Annotated in this window: 17 protein-coding genes and 1 pseudogene; 13 read left to right on the forward strand and 5 right to left on the reverse strand. The window is 56.2% G+C overall.

What is annotated here, in order from left to right:
• Positions 1-65: 65 nt before the first annotated feature.
• Both Q7C21_RS15970 and treA read right to left on the reverse strand, forming a co-directional pair.
• Positions 66-2,165 carry a TonB-dependent siderophore receptor gene (locus Q7C21_RS15970; protein WP_039661054.1) on the reverse strand — a complete coding sequence of 700 codons (2,100 nt, stop codon included), beginning with the start codon at positions 2,163-2,165 and terminating at the stop codon, positions 66-68.
• A gap of 191 nt (positions 2,166-2,356) precedes the next feature.
• On the reverse strand, positions 2,357-4,042 hold the full coding sequence (gene treA, locus Q7C21_RS15975; RefSeq protein ID WP_375150876.1) for an alpha,alpha-trehalase TreA: 1,686 nt from the start codon (positions 4,040-4,042) through the stop codon (positions 2,357-2,359).
• Between the two features lie 209 nt (positions 4,043-4,251).
• On the opposite strand from treA, the gene ghrA reads away from it, so the two are divergent.
• From ghrA to Q7C21_RS16005, 6 genes and pseudogenes are all read left to right on the forward strand, one after another.
• Positions 4,252-5,193, forward strand: coding sequence for a glyoxylate/hydroxypyruvate reductase GhrA (ghrA, locus tag Q7C21_RS15980; protein WP_375150877.1), 942 nt, complete (start codon positions 4,252-4,254; stop codon positions 5,191-5,193).
• A 39-nt stretch (positions 5,194-5,232) separates the two neighbouring features.
• On the forward strand, positions 5,233-5,970 hold the full coding sequence (locus Q7C21_RS15985) for a phosphatase (RefSeq protein WP_140033520.1): 738 nt from the start codon (positions 5,233-5,235) through the stop codon (positions 5,968-5,970).
• A complete protein-coding gene (locus Q7C21_RS15990) occupies positions 5,948-6,382 on the forward strand; it encodes a hypothetical protein (protein WP_375150878.1) in 435 nt (144 codons plus the stop codon). Before Q7C21_RS15985 ends, Q7C21_RS15990 begins: the two co-directional genes overlap by 23 nt.
• Positions 6,383-6,717: 335 nt before the next feature.
• On the forward strand, positions 6,718-6,960 hold the full coding sequence (locus Q7C21_RS15995; RefSeq protein WP_003851370.1) for a hypothetical protein: 243 nt from the start codon (positions 6,718-6,720) through the stop codon (positions 6,958-6,960).
• A gap of 141 nt (positions 6,961-7,101) precedes the next feature.
• A pseudogene (locus Q7C21_RS16000) lies at positions 7,102-7,288 on the forward strand (phosphatase); the annotation flags it as partial.
• 28 nt (positions 7,289-7,316) lie between these two features.
• Positions 7,317-7,883, forward strand: a complete 567-nt coding sequence (locus Q7C21_RS16005; protein ID WP_003853337.1) for a molecular chaperone — start codon at positions 7,317-7,319, stop codon at positions 7,881-7,883.
• A 1-nt stretch (position 7,884) separates the two neighbouring features.
• On the opposite strand, the gene Q7C21_RS16010 is transcribed toward Q7C21_RS16005, so the two are convergent.
• Together Q7C21_RS16010 and Q7C21_RS16015 are read right to left on the reverse strand one after the other, a co-directional pair.
• Positions 7,885-9,264 (reverse strand): CoA transferase, encoded by a 1,380-nt coding sequence (locus tag Q7C21_RS16010; protein WP_008925974.1) that lies wholly within the window; start codon positions 9,262-9,264, stop codon positions 7,885-7,887.
• Positions 9,265-9,309: 45 nt separating this feature from the next.
• Positions 9,310-10,194 carry a DMT family transporter gene (locus tag Q7C21_RS16015; RefSeq protein WP_140033519.1) on the reverse strand — a complete coding sequence of 295 codons (885 nt, stop codon included), beginning with the start codon at positions 10,192-10,194 and terminating at the stop codon, positions 9,310-9,312.
• 170 nt (positions 10,195-10,364) lie between these two features.
• Between Q7C21_RS16015 and Q7C21_RS16020 the strand changes: the two genes are divergently transcribed.
• Entirely contained in the window at positions 10,365-11,090 is a 726-nt protein-coding gene (locus Q7C21_RS16020; protein ID WP_110411546.1) for a glutamine amidotransferase, read from the forward strand.
• Here Q7C21_RS16020 and Q7C21_RS16025 read toward each other — a convergent pair.
• Positions 11,078-11,641 carry a class I SAM-dependent methyltransferase gene (locus tag Q7C21_RS16025; RefSeq protein ID WP_003853330.1) on the reverse strand — a complete coding sequence of 188 codons (564 nt, stop codon included), beginning with the start codon at positions 11,639-11,641 and terminating at the stop codon, positions 11,078-11,080. The two genes, Q7C21_RS16020 and Q7C21_RS16025, sit on opposite strands and share 13 nt — an antisense overlap.
• A 233-nt stretch (positions 11,642-11,874) precedes the next feature.
• Here Q7C21_RS16025 and Q7C21_RS16030 point away from each other — a divergent pair, with 233 nt between their 5' ends.
• From Q7C21_RS16030 to tssM, 6 genes are all read left to right on the forward strand, one after another.
• Positions 11,875-13,395 carry an aldehyde dehydrogenase family protein gene (locus Q7C21_RS16030; RefSeq protein ID WP_375150879.1) on the forward strand — a complete coding sequence of 507 codons (1,521 nt, stop codon included), beginning with the start codon at positions 11,875-11,877 and terminating at the stop codon, positions 13,393-13,395.
• A gap of 1,057 nt (positions 13,396-14,452) precedes the next feature.
• On the forward strand, positions 14,453-15,049 hold the full coding sequence (locus tag Q7C21_RS16035) for a hypothetical protein (protein ID WP_003853326.1): 597 nt from the start codon (positions 14,453-14,455) through the stop codon (positions 15,047-15,049).
• Between the two features lie 23 nt (positions 15,050-15,072).
• A complete protein-coding gene (tssJ, locus tag Q7C21_RS16040) occupies positions 15,073-15,567 on the forward strand; it encodes a type VI secretion system lipoprotein TssJ (protein WP_003853323.1) in 495 nt (164 codons plus the stop codon).
• A gap of 5 nt (positions 15,568-15,572) precedes the next feature.
• Entirely contained in the window at positions 15,573-16,913 is a 1,341-nt protein-coding gene (tssK, locus tag Q7C21_RS16045) for a type VI secretion system baseplate subunit TssK (protein WP_140033690.1), read from the forward strand.
• A 17-nt stretch (positions 16,914-16,930) separates the two neighbouring features.
• On the forward strand, positions 16,931-18,169 hold the full coding sequence (locus Q7C21_RS16050) for a DotU family type VI secretion system protein (RefSeq protein ID WP_003853319.1): 1,239 nt from the start codon (positions 16,931-16,933) through the stop codon (positions 18,167-18,169).
• Positions 18,170-18,172: 3 nt separating this feature from the next.
• Complete coding sequence (tssM, locus tag Q7C21_RS16055; protein ID WP_375150880.1) at positions 18,173-21,802, forward strand: type VI secretion system membrane subunit TssM; 3,630 nt, start codon at positions 18,173-18,175, stop codon at positions 21,800-21,802.
• The last annotated feature ends 7 nt before the right edge of the window (positions 21,803-21,809 follow it).

The following is a 21,809-nucleotide window of genomic DNA, read 5'->3' on the forward strand; positions in this document are numbered from 1 at the left end:
GTAACAGTTTTAACAGAAAAGGGGACGAAGCGATTCGTCCCCTTTTTTTATCTTTTACTCTGCTATCAGAAGTCGTAACCGACAGTCGCCATCACGCTGCGCTCCGCGCCCCAGTAGCAATAGCCGGTGCCGTAACAGCCCGCTACATAGGTGCGGTCGGTCAGGTTATTGGCATTGACCTGAACCCATGCGCCTTTCAGGCTGCTGTTCCAGACACCCAGATCGGCCCGCACTGATGCATCAAACAGCGTCACCGACGGCACGCGCGTGGTATTTTCATTGTCCGCCCACTGTTTGCCGATGTAACGCACGCCCGCGCCCGCACTCAGACCGTAATCAAACTGATAGTGACCCCAGAGTGCAGCCATGCTGTTAGGGGTGACATACGGCGTATGGCCGCTGTTGCCATCCACCGAATCTTTGAAGCGCAGATGGTTCAGCGTATAGCTCGCCACGGTGCTCAGACGCGGGGTTAACTGATTACGTGCTTCCAGCTCAATACCCTGTGAATGGACTTTGCCCGATGGCGTAAAGGTGCCGTCTTTAACATTACGGTTTGCCACATCCTTCTGCGTCAGGTCATAAACCGCCATGCTGTAAAGATCGCGGGTGCCCACCGGCTGATATTTCACCCCGGCTTCATACTGCTCTGAGGTGGTCGGCTTCAGCAGGTTATTGTTGGGATCGGTAAGCGCAGTCGGGGTAATCGCCTGGCTCCAGCTGACATAAGGCGAAATGCCGTTGTCGAAGGCATAGAGCAGCGCCGCGCGTCCGCTAATGTGATCATCCTGACGACGATCGCTGCCGCTGTTTTGTGCGACGATGCGATCGTAACGGCCGGAGAGATCGAGATGCCAGCGATCCAGCTTCATCTCATCCTGCAGATAGAGGCCGGTCTGGTAGTAACGGCGGGTGCTATCTGCCCAGGTCTGCTCAGGCATATCGCCCACCTGATCGCCGGTCACGGCATTCAGCTGGTTAGCCGGACCGCCAGCCTCACTAATCTCATTTTTGTAACGATGATACTCGGCACCCAGCGTGACGCGGTGCTCCAGTTCGCCGGTGTTGAACTCCGCCTGTAAGCGGTTATCCGTGGACCAGGCGGAGAGTGACGAGCGCTCGCCAGAGTAGTAGCGATTCAGCAGATCGGGATTATTTTCATCCCAGCCAATCTGATAAACCTGATCGAGATCGACATTCGAGTGGCTGTAACTGCCGGTTGATGAGAACGACCAGACGTCGTTAAAGCGATGGGCGAAATCGAAGCTGTAGATCTGCTCGTGGCGTTTGAACTGATCAAGATCGCTGTTGCCCTCATAGAAGCCGTTGCTCAACTTATAGCCGTTGTGTTCGGTAAGGCTGCCGTCACCCGGCACTGAACCGTGATAACCGCCTGACGGATCTTTTTGCAGGTAGGCTTTCAGAATCAGATGGGTATCTTCATCAGGTTGCCACATCAGCTGCGGCATCAGCGCATATTTCTCTTCACGGGTATGATCGTACTGGGTATCGCTATTGCGGGTTACGCCGGTCAGGCGAAACGCCCACTGGTCATTAATGGCATTGGTGTAGTCAAACATCGTGCCGGTGGTCGCGTTGCTGCCCGCCTGCACTTGAATGTGACCCTCTTCCGCGAACTGAGGACGTTTAGTCACCATGTTCACCAGTCCGCCCGGCACTGTCTGGCCATAGAGCGCGGAAGAGGGGCCTTTGATCACGTCGATGCGTTCCAGGAAAGCATTATCCACCTGCAAGATGTTGAAACTGCCGCCGTCACTCATCAGCCGCATCCCGTCGAGGAAGGTGTTATCGACATCGCCACCGTGGAAGCCGCGCAGGGCAATGGTGTCGTAACGGGTAGCGGCCCCGCCGAAGTTAGTAAAGACGCCTGAGCTGTAACCCAGCGCCTGATTCAGGGTCAGTGCGCCCTGATCCTGCATCTGCTGGCGGGTGACTACGGATATCGATTGCGGCGTGGTGATCAACGGACGATCGCTCTTGGTTGCGCCCTGGCTGGTGGTCGCCAGATAGCCCTGGGTGGGCGTGGTCGAATCCTCCAGCGGTTGGGCAGTCACGACCATATCAGCAGCAAAACTCAGAGCAGGCGCAGTCAGCGCCAGGGTGCAGAGGTGAACATAACCTTTCAGCGACAATGACAGTTTCATCAAAATTCCTTTCTTGGCAAAGGGTCAGGCGGGGGAATAAAATTATTGATAGGCAATCTCATTATCATAATGAGAACTATTACCTTTTGTAAATTGGCTGCAATTTTGCCTGTAGATGAAAGAAGGTCAAGTAAAATTCGCTGAAAGGGAGTGCGGATACCTCCGGCGGGGCCAGAGGTATCCAGAGTGACTTAGTTTTGTGAGGCAGACGCCTGAGGAATATCGTGGGCGCTGTTACAGGTTTTATCTTTCGGGCAATACTTATCGAGCAGTTTCAGCGTGACGCCGTTTGTCCAGCCGAAGCCGTCCTGCAGCGGATATTCACCGCCACCGCCGCCGCCAAGATTTTTGCCGTCAACGACATATTTCTCTACCAGTTTATGCTCACGGTCATAGGTGTTCTGGACGTTTTGCAGGAAGCGTAAGCCGACCTCTTTTGCGAGTTTCGGCTGGTTATAGTGCTCAAGACCTTCCACGGCAACCCACTGCAGCGGGGCCCAGCCATTCGGTGCGTCCCACTGCTGACCGTTGTTTACGGTGGTTGTTACCAGACCACCCGGCTTCAGCAGCTGTTTTTCTACCGCGCTGGCGGTGCTTTCAGCCTGCCTGTCACTGGCTACCTGAAGATAGAGCGGGAACAGCGCAGCAGCCGTTAACTGCGGATGGACCTGTTTTTTCTGCCAGTCATAGTCGGCGTACCAGTTCTGTTTGCTGTCCCACAGATAGCGGTTGATTGCCGCCTGACGCTTCTCTGCGCGATCGACAAACTGCTTTGCCAGATCGCTCTGCTTATTCATCTGGTAGCCTTTTGACAGCGTCTGCTCCAGGTGGAACATCAGGCTGTTAAGGTCAACGGGCGCCAGCTGTGTGGTGCGGATTGTCGACAGATTATGCGCATCGGTGAACCAGCGGGAACTGAAATCCCAGCCCGACGCGGCACCGGAACGCAGCTCGCGGTAGAGCTCGGCTTTATTGCGCTGCGGCGCTTTCTGCGCGGTGGCAATATCATCCATCCAGGATTCAGTACGTGGCACGTCGCGCGCATCCCAGTAGCGATTGAGCAACGTACCATCCGCCAGTTTAATCACCCGCTTGCTGGCGGCACCGGCCGCGACTTTATCGCTGTCGGCCATCCAGTAGTCATACTCTTTCTGCAATTGCGGCAGGTAGCGGGTATAGGCTTTGCCGTCATCATGCGTGGCCAGCAACTCGACCATCATGCTGAAGAACGGTGGCTGTGAACGGCTCAGGTAGTAGCTGCGGTTGCCGTTGGGAATGTGGCCATAGCGGTCAAGCAGCGAGGCGAAGTTATCCGTCATATCCTGGACTTTATCCCAGTGTCCGCTCTCGGCCAGCCCCAGCATGGTGAAGTAGCTGTCCCAGTAATAAACTTCGCGGAAACGCCCGCCAGGCACCACGTAGGGTTTTGGCAATGGCAGCAGCGAGTCGTACTGACCCACGCTGCTGGTGGTGCGGGTCAGTACTGGCCACAGGCCATCAATGTGCTCACGCAGGTTTTGTCCCGCGGGCGGGACATATTTGTCGCCCGCAGCGGGCAACGTAAAGTTGGTATCCACAAAACGTTTCAGGTCGAAATTGCGCTGTTTCTTCTGCATCTGCCAGTCGGCAAGAATCGAGGCGGGATCGAATTTCGGCACGGCATCAGCAAAGGTCTTTTGATCGGGATAGAACTTCGCCTGTTGCACGGCGTTAAACAGCGGCCCTAAACGAACGTCCGGCGGCTGCGGCTGATTGTTCAGCATGCGGCTGTTATCGTCGGCATGGGTGGTGAAAGCGGGAACGCTCAGCAGCAACGTGAGCAGAAAGGGCGCATAACGCTGACGCCGTGGGTTGGCGTTTACCTCAATTTTTGTCATCGGTTTTTCTCCTTGTCCGAAATGCGGCCGCGCGTAACGCATTGACCACAGGACCAACTTTAGACCTTATCTGTCTATTTAACCCTGACGCGAGCCGGAAATGTGAAGCCACGGGAATTATTTTTATGGAAAAAACCGCTTTTTCACGCCGGTTTTTTCTTGCTCTCACCCCACTTTTCCCCGACGCTGAAAGAAAAAAGGAGAGCAGGATGGAGATCATCTGGTATCACCCGTCGCAGTCTGCAGCGGCCTGGATTAACGGTTTACAACAACGCCTGCCTCAGGCGCGGGTTCGCGCCTGGCAGCCAGGCGACAACGGTCCGGCTGATTATGCGCTGGTCCGCTCCCCGCCCGCAGAGATGCTGCAGGGACGCGCCACACTGCGCGGCGTTTTTGCACTGGGCGCAGGTGTTGACGAAATTCTTAAGCAGCTGCAGCAGCATCCTGAGATGCTGCCCGACAGCGTGCCGCTGTACCGGCTGGAAGATACCGGGATGGCGCGTCAGATGCAGGAGTACGCGGTGCATAGCGTGCTGAGCTGGTTCCGTCGTTTTGACGACTACCGTCTTCAGCAGCAGCAACAGTGCTGGCAGCCGCTGCCCGCTTACACGCGTGAAGCGTTTACCATCGGCATCCTGGGCGTCGGCGTACTGGGACAAAGCGTGGCGGAGAGCCTGAAACCCTGGGGATTTCCGCTGCGTGTCTGGAGCCGCTCACCGAAAAAAATTGATGGCGTAACCAGCTTTGCCGGACGCGATGCTTTGCCTGCGTTTCTGCAGGAGACGCGGGTGATCATCAACCTGCTGCCGAGCACACACGAGACAATCAATCTCATCGATCAGCACTTTTTACAGCAGCTGCCGCACGGCGCGTTCTTCCTTAACATCGCACGCGGCGCGCAGGTGGTGGAAGAGGATCTGCTGGCTGCGCTCAACAGCGGTCAGCTGAAAGCGGCAGCACTGGATGTCTTTCAGGTGGAACCGCTGCCCGAAGCACATCCGCTATGGTCCCATCCGCGTGTCACGATCACACCCCATAATGCGGCGGTAACCTTAATCGACGAAGCTATCGACTACATCGCCCGTGCCATCATTCAGGATCAGGCAGGCGAGCCGCCGCAGGGCAGGGTGGATCGTCAGCGCGGCTATTAATGAAACGGCCCCGTCAGGGGCATTCAGCAGGAGAAGAGGATGTATCCGGTAGATCTGCATATGCACACCATCGCCAGCACGCATGCTTACAGCACGCTGCATGACTACGTGACTCAGGCGAAGCAAACCGGCCTGAAACTGTTTGCCATCACCGATCACGGCCCTGACATGGCCGACGCGCCGCACTACTGGCACTTTATTAATATGCGCGTCTGGCCGCGCGTGATCGATGGCGTAGGGATTCTTCGCGGTATCGAAGCCAATATTAAAAATCAGCAGGGCGAGATCGACTGTTCTGGCCCGATGCTTGATGCGCTGGATTTAATCGTCGCCGGTTTTCACGAGCCGGTTTATGCGCCGCGGGACAGAAAGCATCACACTGACGCGATGATTGCCGCCATGGCAGGTGGTCTGGTCCATATCATCAGCCATCCGGGCAACCCGAAATTCCCTGTCGATATCCCGGCGATTGCCGAGGCCGCAGCGCATTACAATGTGGCGCTGGAGCTGAATAACTCCTCCTTTACCCACTCGCGTCCGGGCAGTGAACCCAACTGCCGGGCTATCGCCGCCGCCGTGCGCGATGCAGGTGGACGACTGGCATTTGGCTCCGACTCCCATACGGCTTTCACGCTCGGCCATTTCGAGCATTGCCTGCGCATTGCCCGCGAGGTGGATTTTCCTGAGGATCGGGTGTTAAATGTCACGCCGCGTCGCCTGCTCGACTTTCTGGAAATGCGTAGCGGCAAACATATTGCTGAACTGGCTGACTTTTAATTTATTACTTCGGGGACTACATGCCGCCAGACTTTCTGCACCAGGTGTAAGCGGTGGGTCTGAAATATCTTATTTGCGGTTGAGTTCCCGAGTTGAACCGACTGTAAAAGGTACATATATAGCTAATGGTACAGTCGGGGATGACCTTAAGTTGCGAAACGAACGTGAAAACGAATGGTTTTATCAGGTGGTCAAATCATTAATCAGCAATGCAGAACCATTACGCAGATTAGTCACTACCGTAATTACCGAGTTTTACTGGAAACTTGATGCTCAAGGTAAGGAGGCTGTTCGCAATCAATTGGCCTATGGAGCCGGAAAGATAGGAGGCGATCAGGATCTGGATTATATCAGTAGCCACCCTCAGACCTTTCAAAGGATCAGTAATGAAATTTGTAAAAAGGCTGGGTAAACTTTCGGCACATGTAATTGAAGGGACGATTACAGTCGTGATGAGCTTCGTTGCTCTCGCTTCAATCTTTGTGTTCGATAGCCTGGCGTTGAAACTATGCTGTTTCTTCGGGGCTGTATTACTGGGATATGGGGCCGCTTACTTTCTGGGTAAAGTCAGAGGTGAGCATAAGGTATGAAAGTTACAGTAAATTCTCTCATCGACTCTTTTATATTACGGACAGCAAAGATTGAGACTATGTGCTTTACCAACGCGGCAGGAACATGTAATCGATACGCTGAACATGATGAAGTTTCTGAATTTATGCAGGAATATCATTATTGAAATTGAGGGGTATGCCTGTTCATGAAGATCAGGTTTTAAAATTTAATGGAAGATATTTTGATAAAATGAAAAAAATTATTCGCTGGTTTTACGCCTGGGTGAGTCAATCTTTCTTTGGGCTGATACCACCAGTTGTGGGTGTGGTTGGCGCTATTTTATTTATAAACGCTTTTCCTGACTATGGTTTGCTGTTCGCTTTACTGTGGTTTGTCTTAATCATCTATATTAGCGTAAAATATTTTCGTTTTTATTAGTAAGAAATTTTCTCTGCTGAACTGGCCGTTTTTTAAGATATTTTAGACATTTTGACTTTTTGCCTGGCTGAGATTGTTGAGTTTAAGATTGGGTTTCTGAAACAATAGACCAGCGACGTTGTTAAGACCATTGAAGTCGATGGACGGCTGGCATTTGGCTCTGGTTTCCCTACTGTTTCCAGGGCTCGGTCCTCTCTACAAGCACCTGCGCATTGCCCGCGAGGTGGATTTTCCTGAGGATCGGGTGTTAAATGTCACGCCGCGTCGCCTGCTCGACTTTCTGGAAATGCGTAGCGGCAAATCTATTGCTGAACTGGCTGACTTTTAATTTATTTTGCCTCAAGGAAATCTGACTCATGAATGAGTTTTCCATTCTGTGCCGTGTGATTGGCTCACTGTTTAATCGTCAGCCGCAGGACCCGCTGCTGGTGCCGCTGTTCACACTGCTGCGTGAAGGCAAACTGCAGTCGCAGTGGCCGCTGGAGCAGGATGAGCTGCTGACGCGTCTGCAACAGAACAGCGATCCGCAGGCGCTGGCTGCTGATTACAACGCGCTGTTCGTTGGCAGCGACTGTAATGTCCCGCCTTACGCGTCACAGTGGCCGGAAGGCAAAGCTGAAGCGGACGTGCGTGCATTTCTGACCTCACGTGGAATGCCGCTGAGCGATGCGCCTGCTGACCATTTTGGTGTGCTGCTGCTGGCCGCGTCATGGCTGGAAGATCAGTCCGCGGAAGATGAGAGCGCAGCGCAACTGGCGCTGTTTGAAGAGTATCTGCTGCCGTGGTGCGGTACGTTCCTGGGTAAAGTGGAAGCGCACGCGACCACTGCGTTCTACCGCACCCTCGCGATGCTGAGCCGCGAAGCGATTCAGGCGATGTACAACGAATTGCTGGATAGCAGCGAAGAAACGCCCGACGCCTGATTCACCAGGTCGCCGGGTGCGTACCCGGCGCGGAGCCAGATGTCGCGAACATCTGCGGGGTGCCGGGGAGCCAGGCTGCTGCCCGCAGCCTTACCCCCAATCCCCACGGCGTTAATTCGTAACAGGGCAGGTTATCTTTAACCTGTGGCTCAATGCCAGCGCCTGCGCACTGCCCGAGTGGGTGCTGCTGCAATAGCCATGCGGTGCGCGCCAGTGACAGCCGAACCTGGCTGCCGTGACCATCTGTAACGCGTCGCCTCAATCCCTCCAGCACCGCCGCCGCCAGCAGATAGCCAGTGGCATGATCCAGTGCCTGAACTGGCAGCGGAACCGGTTTGTCGCTCTGCTGCCACTGCATACCCCGTTCAGCAATGCCACATCCCATCTGCACCAGACTGTCAAACCCCCGGCGGTTGCGCCACGGTCCCTGCCAGCCCCACGCATTAAGCCCGGCAAGGACAAGGCCAGGTGAGAGCGCCTGAAGGGTCTCTGCGTCAAACCCAAGCCGTTCCAGCGCATCCGCCCGATAGCCATGCACCAGCACGTCTGCCTCGCGCAGCAGGCGGATAAACTGCTCGCGATCGGCAGTCTGAGTCAGGTCGAGCACCGCACGGCGCTTGCCGCAGCTCAGCTCCTCATCCAGTGTCGGCTCCTGCCAGCCCGGCGGATCGATGCGCAGCACGCGGGCCCCCAGGCTGGCAAGAATCCGGGTAGCGACCGGCCCGGCAATAATCCGCGTCAGATCCAGAACTTTTATACCCATTAACGGACGCGCCTCGGCCAGCGGCCAGTCGGGCAGAGGAGCTGGCTGGGTGATCTGCCAGCTAAACAGCGGTTCGCGCTGCACTGCCTGACCCTGCGGATGCTGCTGCCAGGCAGCGGCGCTTCGCATCTCTGCGGCACAGCCACCGGCATCAATAATCGCCTGCTCCAGTTCGCTGGCCTGCCACTGCTGGACCTGCATCGCCAGCGCCGCGCGATCGGCGTGCGCGCCCAGCACCTGCTCCATCGCCAGCCGGTGATGTGCGGCATTGGTATGCAGGCGGATCCAGCCATCGCGGCTGCGATAGTCACCGGCAAACGCATCCCACATCGCGGGTGCAGCACGGTTCAGCGGATAAAAACTCTGCTGAAACCAGCGCGATGCCAGGCGCACATTAACGGCGACGGGCGGAGAGCAATAGTCAGGGCGGGAGGCGGCGATGAGCGCGGCGGTGGCCTGAGTTGCCAGACCAATGCTGGTGGCCGCCAGTTCACTGACGGCAAAAGCAGAAGAGAAGGTGGCGCGATCAACGAAAGCGGGAAGAGGCAAGGCGTCGGCGTCGCCCCGCAATCCCTGCTGCATCTGCTGCCACAAAGAAGCGGCAAGCTTTAAGTCCATGTTGTGCTCCCTGAGAAAGGTCATTTCTCAAGCATAGCACGCGGATTAACGCCGCCGCAGGCGCGGGAAGCGGGCATGCATCCGCAGGTTACGCAGGTTAATCACCGCGATGGCCGTGCCGAGGATCACCAGTGAAGCACCGATAATCTTAAAGCTGTTCAGGCTGTCACCGAGTACCACAATCCCCATCAGCACGGATAAAACCGGCGTCAGCAGCGAGTAGGGCATGATCAGATTGACGTTATATTTCTTTAGCAGCATATACCACAGCGTATACGCCACAATTGATGAGGCGATGGCGCTGTAGAGAATCGCGAACCAGCCGTGCCAGCCTGCATGCTGCAGGGCATAGAGCTGGTTCGACTCCATCACAAAGCTGGACGCGCCTGTGATTGGAATCGCCAGGAACGCAATCCATCCGGTCATGGTTAAGGGCTTTATCGGCGGTGACTTCTTCACAATCAGATTACTGACGGCCCAGCCGGTGGCGCTGCACAGCAGCAGACAAAGCACCCACCAGGACGGAATCGTCGGGCTGCCGGAGAGCACGACCACGCCGCTCAGCGAGATCATAATGCCCATCAACTGCACCAGCTTCAGCTTCTCTTTCAACACCACCATTGCCAGCAGCATCGCAATGGGCGTTCCCAGCTGCACCACAATCGCACCGGTGCCGGCATCGGTGTAGCGCAGGCCCACAAACAGCAGCGAGAAGTGCATAAAGCCGAACGTAAACGCCAGCAGCAGCAGCCAGCGTAACTGTTGACGATTAATCCGGCAAAACGGCACCAGCACGATGGCCACGACCACAAATCTCATAAACGTCAGAAACAGAGGCGGCAGCTCCAGCAGGCCCCATTTCACTGCAACGTTGTTGAAGGCCCAGATTGAAACCACCATCAGAATCAGAAAAAAATGCCGCACAGCCACGATAATATCCTTTTGATGATTTTTGCTTAGCCCGCTAATGATGGCACGAACTGCGGCATTCCAGCCAATCGCAGCAACAAATTTTCTGCAATTGCCGCGCAGCCGCTGAGACTTTTGCGTGCGATGCTGGCAGACTGATTTGAAACGACTTCTTAAGGAACCGATTCGGTATGACACCTGTGTCCGCGTTACCCCTTGCGTTAATTCAGCTTGAAGTCCCACCCGCAAACGTCGTCTCAGAGATTGGTGAACAGCCACGCTGGTTTATTGATGCGCTGGATTTGCAACCTGATGCGTACCTGATTGTCCGGCCCCATCTGGGCGAGGCATTACCCGATTTCGATCAGATATCCGGGGCGATCCTCAGCGGTTCCTGGGCGATGGTCACCGATCACGCTGAGTGGAGCGAACGCAGTGCCGCGTGGATTCGGGCGGCTATTGATCATGATCTGCCGCTGCTGGGCGTCTGCTATGGTCATCAGCTGATGGCCTATGCGCTGGGCGGCGAAGTGGCAGATAACCCCAATGGATGGGAGCGTGGTCTGTTACCGATTCGCTGCTCAGCTCAGGCGCAGCGCGATCCGCTGCTGCAAAACCTGCCACAGGATTTCAGCGTCTGGCTATCGCATCGTCAGTCGGTTATCAGCGCGCCGCCTCAGGCGCAGGTGCTGGCCGCGTCTGCACGCGATGGCTGCCAGATTGTGCGCTATACACCGCAGGCGCTCTCAGTGCAGTTTCATCCCGAATTTTCACGGCACATCATGAATGTCTGTACGCCGCAGGGCTGCGCAGAGGATGGGGCAAACGAGATTGAAGGGAAAGACTGGGCGCGCGAGTTGCTGGTGACGTTCTGGCAACAGACGCGCCCGGCAATGGGGCGTGCTCAGGGCGCGTAGTGACGCGTACAGCGATAGACCCAGGCGGGTGGCACGTTTTTCAGCACCCGCTGGCGCTCCCAGGTGAAGTAGCGCGACAAGTCAGGCTGGGTCAGCGAGGTGTACTGGAACTGTACAAACACGCCCTTGGGGCCGAGGGCGTTATAAACCGCGCGCAGAATGGCTTCACGCAGCTCAGGCGGAAGTGACAACAGCGGCAGGCCAGAGAAAATCACGTCATATTCCCCGCTCAGGTACTCCGCAGAACAGGTCCGTACTGTCATGCGTGGATCATCCATCGCAACAAGTTTGTCTGCCAGCGTGTTACTGATCTCAAAAGCATCCAGCGTGGCGTCAGGTGACATCTGATCCAGTATCCAGCGCGTCAGCACCCCATCACCCGCGCCGAGTTCGGCAACACGTAATGTTTCAGGCCATTCGACTGATGCGATCATGGCGCGGCACAACGCCTCGGATGAGGGCGTAATGCTGCCCATCTTGCGTGGGTTGCGGATAAACTGATGCACGAAATTGGCTTTAGCGCGCATCAGGGTAATAGCTGAAGCCAGCATGTTCATCTCCAGAATGAATTTATCCTCAGGTTGACCCTCTTTGTGCCGCAGAAGTTTCTCTTTGAACAGCCGTTTGGGTAAAAGTCGGAATTATCTAAAGACGAAGCGGAAACGCCTATTCCTTCGGGGCGGTCACAGTTTCCGGATAACAGACCTGACAGGCTCTCAATGATGCTTCATGTTAATAATAAGTTTAATCATTGTTACATCAGTCACCTGTCAGGAGAATGACCATGCGTTACGCCGCCCCCGGAGAACAGGGTTCTCTGATCACATTACAAAAGAATTATTGCAACTTCATTAATGGTGAATTCGTCGCGCCGGTGAACGGCAACTACTTCACCAATACTTCGCCAGTGAACGGCTCTGCGGCCGGTGAATTTCCCCGCTCAGATGCCGCCGATGTAGATAACGCCGTCGCCGCTGCGGCTGCGGCGGCTGACGCCTGGGGAAAGACATCGCCACAACAACGTTCTCTGCTGTTACTGAAGATCGCCGATCGGCTGGAACAGCATCTGGAGACCATGGCGGTCTATGAAACCTGGGACAATGGGAAACCGGTACGCGAAACGCTGGCGGCGGATATGCCGCTGGCGGTCGATCACTTCCGCTACTTTGCCGGTTGTGTGCGGGCGCAGGAAGGCAGTGCGGCAGAGATTGATGAGTTCACCGCTGCCTACCATTTCCACGAGCCGCTGGGCGTGGTGGCGCAAATTATCCCCTGGAACTTCCCGTTGTTAATGGCGGCCTGGAAACTGGCGCCGGCGCTGGGCGCAGGTAACTGCGTTGTACTCAAACCGGCAGAACAGACGCCGCTGTCGATCACCGTTTTTGTCGATCTGATTAAAGACCTGCTGCCGCCAGGCGTGCTGAACGTGGTGCACGGCTTTGGTAAAGAGGCAGGCGAAGCGCTGGCTTCTCACTCCGGCATTGCTAAGGTGGCCTTTACCGGCTCTACCGCGACCGGGGGTCACATTCTGGAACTGGCAGCGAAAAGCCTGATTCCCTCAACGGTCGAACTGGGGGGCAAATCACCCAACATCTTCTTTGAAGACATCATGCAGGCGGAAGAGAGCTTTATTGAGAAAGCCGCTGAAGGCGTGGTGCTGGGCTTCCTGAATCAGGGCGAAATCTGTACCTGTCCGTCACGTGCACTGGTGCAGGAGTCCATCTACGAACCGTTTATGGCCGCCGTAATGAAGCGGGTAAAAACCATTAAACGGGGCGATCCGCTGGACACCGAGACCATGGTCGGCGCGCAGGCGTCACAGCAGCAGTTTGATAAAATTCTCTCTTACCTTGAGGTTGCCCGTCAGGAGGGAGCTGAAGTGCTGGTGGGTGGGGGTGTTGAGAAGCTGGATGATGAACTTAACAGCGGTTACTACATTCAGTCCACCCTGCTGAAAGGCAACAACAGCATGCGGGTTTTCCAGGAGGAGATCTTTGGACCGGTGATTGGCATTACCACTTTTAAGGATGAGGCGGAAGCGGTCAGCATCGCTAACGACTCTATTTATGGGCTGGGTGCGGGCGTCTGGACGCGAGATATCAACCGTGCTTATCGGGTGGGCAGGGCGATTAAAGCCGGTCGCGTCTGGACTAACTGCTACCATCTCTATCCGGCACACGCCGCGTTTGGTGGGTATAAAAAATCGGGTATTGGTCGCGAGACGCACAAAATGATGCTGGACCACTATCAGCAGACCAAAAACCTGCTGGTCAGTTACAGCATCGAGCCGCTGGGCTTCTTCTGATCGACCTCACCAAATAATTTTTCCGTTTGTTACCGTTAAACCACGCTGAGGCGTGGTTTTTTTATGTCCCGATTTTGTAACCTGCTGACACACTTAAACTTATCAGCGGTCAGATTTTTGTAAAGAACACTTAATCAGTCCTGGCTGCGCACAGAGTGTGGCCGTGTAGCGTTTCGCTTATCTGCCTTAATTCCTTTCCCTTCTTCACTCACGGCAACGCTGTCATTCAATCAATTAACTCATTGATAAATTGTCTCTTTACAGATAAATCCTGCCGCTTTAACGGCACTTCAGTGAAGGATGCCTTTTCTCACCACGCTTCCGTCACCCGCAATCAGCGCCACTTTTTACATGAGTTACTTTAATGATGCTTCAGGGGTGAAAACACTAATTTGTAAAAATACTTTATATTTTTGCATGTTGTTAAGATTTGTCCTAAGTGGGTGCTTAAAAGCTCGACATATTTGGCTTAACTTATTTAGTTAATTATTTCTTAAGTAAATTCTAATGAAATAGGCCCGTTGAAATTTTGTCAATCTTCTGTAAACTCGCAGCTTATATTTACACATGGATCGTAATTTCGGACCCACGGGCAGGGACTACCTGGCTCGTGCGGTAGCTATGAAATTTTATAATGATAATAAATACATGAAAGTTAAGCATTTAATTCATGTGTTAACAGGTGTGTTAAGTCATTTTATTTCGTAAGCGAATAGCGTTATGTATGTAAATCGTATTCAGTTTGTCGGTTTTACGACCAGGGATGGCATTAGTAAAACTTGGGTTTTGCCTGCCTGCTAAAATTTGCCGGGAAAAAATTGATCATGTTTCTGATCGTTTATTGCCAGGTCAGATTCTTCTCCATTCCCGCTCATACCTTCGCTGATGGTTTTTCATACTTAACTTTAACTGATCGTTTTTTGTAAGGTTACGCAACAGTTTTGCGCCGTTCGTTTAAGAATGATCATTCTGAATGGCCCTGATTGCGCTTCTTTCAAGCCCTGTTTCTAAATTTTCAACACTCACAACCGGCCTTTGGCCTCTCTCCAGGATATGAATGGAACACAACATGAAAAAAATGGCGAAGCTCCACATTGCACTAGGCCTGATGTTTGTTTTCTCTCTCGCGGGTTGTAAAACACCGCCGAAAATGACCGATGACACACTGGTCACCAGCACGGTGGACGGCGTAGCACTCAGCCACCGTTATGCCGTAAAACCCCCCGCGCAGTTCAGCCCGATTAACGAGACTTACCGCGCGCTCTATCCTGGCTCGGTGATGAGCCAGCCAGGCTACGGTGGCAAGGTGGTGGAGACGCTGAAAACCGGTGAAAGCTATACCGTGATTGGTCAGGTGGAGAACAACTGGCTGGCGCTGGGTGAACCGGCCCAGGCTGCAGAAGCGAAACCGGATAGCGGCACGGCTACCGTGAAAGATGCACCGCAATCTGCCACGCCGCAGGCGACAGTTACGTTGACGGGCTATGTGCCGTTTCGCGCCGTGGTGAAAAGCGATCTCTACGATCAGACAGTTAAAGCCGATCAGCCTAAACGTCGTGCGCGCAGTAGCAGCAAGAAGAAAACCTGTGTCGCGGTGAATGGTGACAGCACTGCCTGTCAGAACAGCACCAACGGAACCTGGATCATTAACTAATCGCAAAAAGCAGGGAGGGCTTGATGATGAGAACAACTCAACTGCGTGGTGGGCTGATAGTGCTGCTGGCGTTGCTGCTGGCGGCCTGTAGCAGCAGTAAGCAGCCTGTGGCTTATTACAACCTGGACGTGCAAGGACAGAATCAGCTCAATGGCGGTGCGCCGCTGAAAGTCCGGGTGTTGTTACTGAGCTCCGATGCGGAGTTCATGTCAGCAGACTTCTTCTCCCTGCAAAACCAGTCCGCCACCGTACTGGGCAGCGCACAACTCAATACCCAGCAGTTCTTCCTGACACCCGAGCAGCGCAGTAAAACGCTGCGCATCAAGAGCCTGCCGGAGACACGCTTCATCGGCATCATGGCGGAATATCAGGCGCTGGACGGCAAAGTCTGGCGCCTGTCGCTGCCGGTGCCTGAAGATGCGTCGCCCTCATTCTGGGCGTTCTGGAAACGTAACGATGGCGAGCTGAATGCGCGCATTGTGGCGGGGATTAATGGCCTTCGCGTGGAAAAACAGTGATGCCTATGAACAGAGCCGAAAAAGTGGTCTGGACCGAGGGGATGTTCCTGCGTCCCCATCATTTCCAGCAGTCAGAAAATTATCTTCTCAGCACCCTGCGTGAGTGGGGCCAGTCACAGCGCGCTTATACCTGGGGCTTTTACGATCTGGAGTTTGATGAAGCGTTGCTGCGTCAGGGAAAACTGGCGCTGAGCGCCGCCAGCGGCTGCCTGCCGGATGGCACATTTTTCTCCTTCAGCCAGCCACAGCATGGCCCGGCACCGCTGGACCTTCCGGCCTCTGTTGACCGCAGCAAGGTCGTGCTGGCGATACCGGCCCGACGCAATGGCCGCGAAGCCGTCGCTTTTCAGGAGTCGCAGGACTCTCTGGCGCGCTACCTTGCCTGGGAAGCGGACGTGGAAGATGACAACGCACAGGCCGTGGGCAGCGCCACAGTGCAATTCGGCAAGCTGCGCCTGCGTCTGATGCTGGAGCAGGATCTCACCGCCGAGTGGACTGCGATGGGCGTGGCGCAGGTGATTGAAAAACGCAGCGACAATCACATCCGGCTCGACAGCGACTACATCCCGCCGATGCTGGGCCTGAACAGCAGTCGTCCACTGCAAAACATGTTTAACGACCTGTACGGGCTGATCCAGCAGCGCAGTCAGCAACTGAGTCAGCGAGCGCCGGGCACCGGCCGCTTCAACAGCGCTGATATGGTCGATTTTATGCTGCTGGCGCTGCTCAATCGTCAGCTTGGCCTGCACAGCCATCTGCAACATCTGCCGTTACTGCATCCTGAAACGCTCTATAGCCACTGGCTGCAACTGGCGGCGGAACTCAGCACCTGGACGCCCGCCCGCGCACCTGAAGCGCTGCCGCTTTATGACCATGACGATCTCCACAGCTGCTTTAGCCGTCTGTCGCTGCTGTTGCGCCAGGGACTGTCGCAGGTCATGGAAGAGAGCGCGATTCAGCTGCCGCTGACCCAGCGCTCGCACGGCCTGAACGTCGCCACTGTACCGGAAAGCAGCATGGTGCATGAGTTTGGCTTTGTGCTGGCAGTAAAAGCCAGCGTGCCGGCTGATACCCTAAAAACCCATTTCCCGGCGCAGATGAAAGTCGCGCCGGTCAGTAAAATCCGCGATCTGGTGCAGCTGCAACTACCGGGCCTGGCACTTCGGGCGATGCCTGGCGCGCCGCCGCAGATCCCGTGGCATGCCGGATACAGCTATTTCGAACTGGATAAGAACAGCGAGCTATGGAAAGAGATGGAGCGCTCGGGCGCTTTTGCGCTGCATCTTGCCGGTGAGTTTCCGGGCCTGAACATGGAGTTCTGGGCCATCCGCAGTCAGTCAGAATAATAAACTGAGCACGCAGCATGATGCAGGAACAACAAAAATCACACAGCGATCTTGCGCCCGATGCCAGCCACCAGAATGTGCTGGTCGCGGCGGCTAACCCCCTGATTAACGCGATTCCACAGATCCGCCATTCGGTATCGCATGACGATCCGGCGCAACTGCGCCAGCAACTGATTGACCAGATTCGCCGCTTCGAGCTGAGCTGCCAGCAGTCCGGTCTCGGCTACGAAGTGATCATCGGCGCGCGTTACTGCCTTTGTACCGCGCTGGATGAGGCGGCGGCGCTGACCCCGTGGGGCAGCCGCGGCGTCTGGACCAGCAACGGCTTACTGGTGACGTTTCACAACGAAACCTGGGGTGGCGAGAAGTTTTTCCAGCTACTGGCCAAGCTGTCGCAGAACCCAAGACGCCACATTCTGATGCTGGAGCTGATCTACTTCTGCCTGCTGCTGGGGTTCGAAGGCCGCTACCGGGTGCTGGACAATGGCCGTTCGCAGCTGGAGACCATCAAACAGCGTCTGCTGCAGATGATCAGAAGCGTGCGCGGCAATTACGCGACGGCGCTGTCACCGCATCCCACCGATCAACCGGTGCTGCGCAAGCTGTGGCGACCGATGATCCCGCTCTGGGCCTGCGCCGCAGTCGCCGGACTGGCGGCTTGCCTGTTCTATATCGTGCTCAACTGGCGTCTGGGCGATTACACCTCGCCGGTGCTGGCCCGCATCTATCAGACGGCGCTACCGGAAGTGAAGATCGGCAACCCTGCGCCGCCACCGCCCGCCACGCTCGACCTGCGCGGTTTCCTGAAACCGGAAATTGATGCCGGGCTGGTGGCGGTTCGTGATGAAGCGGATCGCAGCGTAGTGACTCTGAAAGGGGATGGGTTGTTTGCTTCGGCGGCCACCGACGTGCGCGGACGCTATGTCGACGTGATCCAGCGCATTGCCGCCGCCATGAACAACGTCAGTGGCCAGATTCAGGTGATTGGTTACAGCGATAACGTACCGATCCGCAGTGCGCGCTTCGGCTCCAACTTTGAGCTTTCGCTGGCACGCGCGCGGTCGGTGCAGTCCCTGCTGCAACAGCAACTGGCAGATCCATCACGGGTGAAAGCGGAAGGGCGCGGCGAAAGCAATCCGCTGGTGCCAAACAACAGCGCAGAAAATCGCGCACGTAACCGTCGCGTTGAAATCACACTGCTGGTGGCGCCGGATGCGACGCATGCCGAACTCAACGGCCTGGCGAGAGGGAACTGATCCATGCTGAATATTCTGTTTGCTGTGCTGACCAGCCGCCTCGCGTGGGGCTTCGTCGGCATCACCGCGCTCTCATTCATTATCTGGGTCATTGGCCCGGTCTTCTCTATCGTTGATTCGCGGCCGCTTGAACCAGAGCAGAACCGGATGATCAGTATCGCACTGCTCTATCTGGTCTGGGGTCTGGGGCAGGCGATACCACGGCTTTACAATTACTGGCTCAACCGCAAGCTGATGTCGAGTCTGGAAACCGGCAAAAGCGATGCGCCGGAAGCAGATCGTCAGCGTCTGACCAGTGAAGAGCAGGTGCTGGCTGGGCGCTTCTCTGAAGCCACAGAGATGCTGAGAAAGGCGCATTTTCAGCGCCACAGCAGCAAGGGCACGCCGTTCTGGGCGCAGCGCTTTGGCCGCCAGTATCTCTATCAGCTGCCGTGGTACATGATCATCGGCGCACCCGGTGCCGGTAAAACCACCGCGCTGGTCAACTCCGGCCTGCAGTTTCCGCTGGCGGACAAGTTCGGCAAGTCGGCGCTGCGCGGCATCGGCGGCACCCGCAACTGCGACTGGTGGTTCACCAATGATGCAGTCCTTCTCGATACCGCCGGGCGCTACAGCACCCAGGAGAGTCAGCAGGATAGCGATGCCAGCGAATGGCATCATTTCCTCGACCTGCTGCGTAAATATCGCGGACGTCAGCCAATTAACGGTGTCATAGTCACCCTGAGCGTCTCCGATCTGCTGAGCCAGTCGCCCGAGGCACTGCGCAACCAGGCGCTGGCGCTGCGTCAGCGTCTGATGGAGCTGCACGATCGTCTCGGCATCCGTTTCCCGGTCTATGTGCTGGTCACCAAAGCCGACCTGCTTAAAGGCTTCCGCAGCTACTTCGGCTCGCTGGACAAAGTCCAGCGCGAACAAATCTGGGGGTTCACTTTTCCGTGGGCGAAGGCATCTGCCGCCGATTTTGAGCTGAACAGCCAGTTCCAGCAGGAGTATTCACTGCTGCAGCAGCGACTTGATGCCGGACTGGCCGACCGTCTGCTGATGGAGAGTGACGCCCAGGCGCGGGCGGAAAGTTATCTCTTCCCACAGGAGTTTGCGGCGTTACGTCCATTGCTGGCAGACGCACTTGATACGCTGTTTGCCCGCTCCGATTTTGAAACCCAGTTCGCGCCACGTGGCATCTATTTTGCCAGCGGCACCCAGGAAGGACTGCCGTTTGACCGGGTGATGGGCGAGCTGAACCGCGCGCTGAATCTGCCAGGCCAGCAGGCGGGCGAATCAGGCAGATGGGATCAGGTTGATAAAGACGCGCCAATTCCGCAGAACAAAGGCCAGAGCTTCTTCCTGAAAGGAGTGCTGGAAAATGTGATTTTCCAGGAGTCGGGCCTGGCGGGCAGTAATCGCTGGTGGGAACTGCGCAACCGCGCCGGATTGTGGTCGGGGTATCTGGCGCTGCTGGTGCTGCTACTGGTGGCGGGCGGACTGTGGCTTACCAGTTACAGCAAGAACAAAACTTACCTGCAGGAAATGGCTGCTAAAGGGCCACAGGTTGAGCAACTGGGCAATCAGCTTCAGCAGCAGGTCAACGGCGATCTCTTTGCGCTGGTGCCCTATCTCAACACCCTGTTGCACCTGCCAGAAAGCGCCGACTTCTCGCTGGAGTCTCCACCGCTGACGCGCCGCATGGGGCTTTATCGCGGCACCGAGGTCAGCGATGCAACCCGCGCGCTTTACGACAAAGCACTGAAACAGCTGCTGTTGCCGCAGGTGGCACAGAACATCACCCGCTGGCTGCGTAATGACACTGGCAGCGATGCGGACTACAGCTATGAAGCGCTGAAGGCGTATCAGATGCTCTATCAGCCGAAGCACTACGATGGCAAATTCCTGCAAGCCTGGCTGATGCTGAATCTCTCACGTGAGCTGCCGCAGAACGTCACGCAGCAGCAGGTAAAACAGCTGGCGTGGCATCTGCAACAGCTGCTGGAAACGCAGATCCACTCGTCGCCCTACGCGAAGGATGACGCACTGGTAAAGCGCGAGCAGGAAATGATTAATCAGATGCCGCTGTCACAGCGGGTTTATGGACGCCTGAAGCGCCTGCTGCAACGGGATGACAGCCTGCAACCGGTCACGCTGGCGTCGCTGGGCGGGCCTCAGAGCGAGCTGGTGTTTTCCCGCAAAAGCGGTAAATCGGTGAATGACGGGGTGTCCGGTCTCTATACACCGGACGGTTACTGGCAGCATGTCGATAAGCAGATTGCCCCGGTAACGCAGGCACTTTATCAGGACGATCTCTGGGTACTGGGCGGTGCTGCGCCGCAACAGAAAAGTGAGCAGACCGATCTCGCGGTGCGTCAGCTCTATGTGCAGGACTATATCCGCCAGTGGGAGCAGTTTCTGAGTGATATCCAGCTCAACAGCAGCGCCGACCTTTCGCAACGTATCAACACCGCGCGTCTGCTGTCAGGCAATCACTCGCCGCTGCGCCAGCTGGTCATCAATCTCAGCAATCTGCTGACGCTGAACCGGGCGCAACCCGATGAGAAAACCGCGCAGGCAGCAAAACCGTCGGATAACAGCGCCACCCGTACTCTGGAAGCGCTGTTTACGTCACCTGAAGCGAGCGCTGCGCGTGGACAGGCGGCATCGCAGGTCTCTCCGGAACAGGCCGTTGCTGTGCACTTTGCGCCGATCCTTGAGCTGGCACAGCCGCTGCAGCAGGGCAGCAAGGTGCTGGCGGTGGATGACTTCCTGCACCAGATTGACGACCTTTATCGCTACCTCACGGCGGTGCAGGATGCCGCCAACAGCGGAATGCCGCCACCGGCCAGCGATGCGATCAGTCGTCTTCAGGCCAGTGCCGGAAGACTTCCCGGTTCGCTACAGAATATGGTCTCCAGCATGGCGGTCGGCGCCAGCAGTGATGCACAGCGCCGCGACATGGATAACGTCCGTAAACGTATCACGATGGAGGTGGGCAGTTTCTGTCGTCAGGCGATCGCCGGTCGTTATCCGCTGGTGCGCTCCGCGCGCAGTGAAGTGACACCTGACGACCTGGCCCGGATGTTTGCGCCTGGCAGCGGCATGATGGACAGCTTCTTCCGCGACAACCTGGCCAGCAAAGTCGACACCACCAACGCATCGTGGCGCTTTACGCCAGGTATTGACGGCAAAACGCTGCCGGGTGGCGAAGCGCTGCTTCGTCCTTTCCAGCAGGCGCAGTCAATTCGTGATGCGTTCTTTGCCAACGGCGCAACCACGCCAGGCTTCCGCGTCACGCTACGCACCGTAAAAATGGACAATGACATCCTCAACCTGACGCTGGATGTGGATGGTCAGCAATTGCGTTACAGCCACGGGCCGCAGGCCGTGCAGATGGTCAGCTGGCCCGGCCCTGGCGGCACCAGCCAGGTGCGGATGCAGCTGGGCCTGACCAACGGCACCACGTCGACGCTGGTCACCAGCGGCCCCTGGGCGCTCAATCGTTTCTTTGACCGCGCCCGGGTTACTGCTGCAGGCGGCCTGACCCGTGAAGCCACGTTCAGCGTGGAGGGCCATCAGGTCACGCTGTCGTTCACCCCTGGCAGCATTCGTAACCCGTTCCAGCTTCCCGGCTTTAGCTGCCCCTGAAACAGGA

This window comes from Pantoea sp. ANP04 (assembly GCF_041982285.1).
GTDB classification, from domain to species: Bacteria; Pseudomonadota; Gammaproteobacteria; order Enterobacterales; family Enterobacteriaceae; genus Pantoea; species Pantoea eucalypti.

Excerpts from the sequence above, each read along its gene's own strand:
- tssK (WP_140033690.1), top strand. The coding sequence starts at position 15,573 with ATGAACAGAGCCGAAAAAGTGGTCTGGACCGAGGGGATGTTCCTGCGT.
- Q7C21_RS15985 (WP_140033520.1), top strand. The coding sequence starts at position 5,233 with ATGTATCCGGTAGATCTGCATATGCACACCATCGCCAGCACGCATGCT.
- Q7C21_RS16025 (WP_003853330.1), bottom strand. The coding sequence starts at position 11,641 with ATGCTGGCTTCAGCTATTACCCTGATGCGCGCTAAAGCCAATTTCGTG.
- Q7C21_RS16010 (WP_008925974.1), bottom strand. The coding sequence starts at position 9,264 with ATGGACTTAAAGCTTGCCGCTTCTTTGTGGCAGCAGATGCAGCAGGGA.
- Q7C21_RS15995 (WP_003851370.1), top strand. The coding sequence starts at position 6,718 with ATGCCTGTTCATGAAGATCAGGTTTTAAAATTTAATGGAAGATATTTT.
- Q7C21_RS15970 (WP_039661054.1), bottom strand. The coding sequence starts at position 2,165 with ATGAAACTGTCATTGTCGCTGAAAGGTTATGTTCACCTCTGCACCCTG.
- ghrA (WP_375150877.1), top strand. The coding sequence starts at position 4,252 with ATGGAGATCATCTGGTATCACCCGTCGCAGTCTGCAGCGGCCTGGATT.
- treA (WP_375150876.1), bottom strand. The coding sequence starts at position 4,042 with ATGACAAAAATTGAGGTAAACGCCAACCCACGGCGTCAGCGTTATGCG.
- Q7C21_RS16020 (WP_110411546.1), top strand. The coding sequence starts at position 10,365 with ATGACACCTGTGTCCGCGTTACCCCTTGCGTTAATTCAGCTTGAAGTC.
- Q7C21_RS16035 (WP_003853326.1), top strand. The coding sequence starts at position 14,453 with ATGGAACACAACATGAAAAAAATGGCGAAGCTCCACATTGCACTAGGC.
- Q7C21_RS16050 (WP_003853319.1), top strand. The coding sequence starts at position 16,931 with ATGATGCAGGAACAACAAAAATCACACAGCGATCTTGCGCCCGATGCC.
- Q7C21_RS16005 (WP_003853337.1), top strand. The coding sequence starts at position 7,317 with ATGAATGAGTTTTCCATTCTGTGCCGTGTGATTGGCTCACTGTTTAAT.
- Q7C21_RS16030 (WP_375150879.1), top strand. The coding sequence starts at position 11,875 with ATGCGTTACGCCGCCCCCGGAGAACAGGGTTCTCTGATCACATTACAA.
- tssJ (WP_003853323.1), top strand. The coding sequence starts at position 15,073 with ATGATGAGAACAACTCAACTGCGTGGTGGGCTGATAGTGCTGCTGGCG.
- tssM (WP_375150880.1), top strand. The coding sequence starts at position 18,173 with ATGCTGAATATTCTGTTTGCTGTGCTGACCAGCCGCCTCGCGTGGGGC.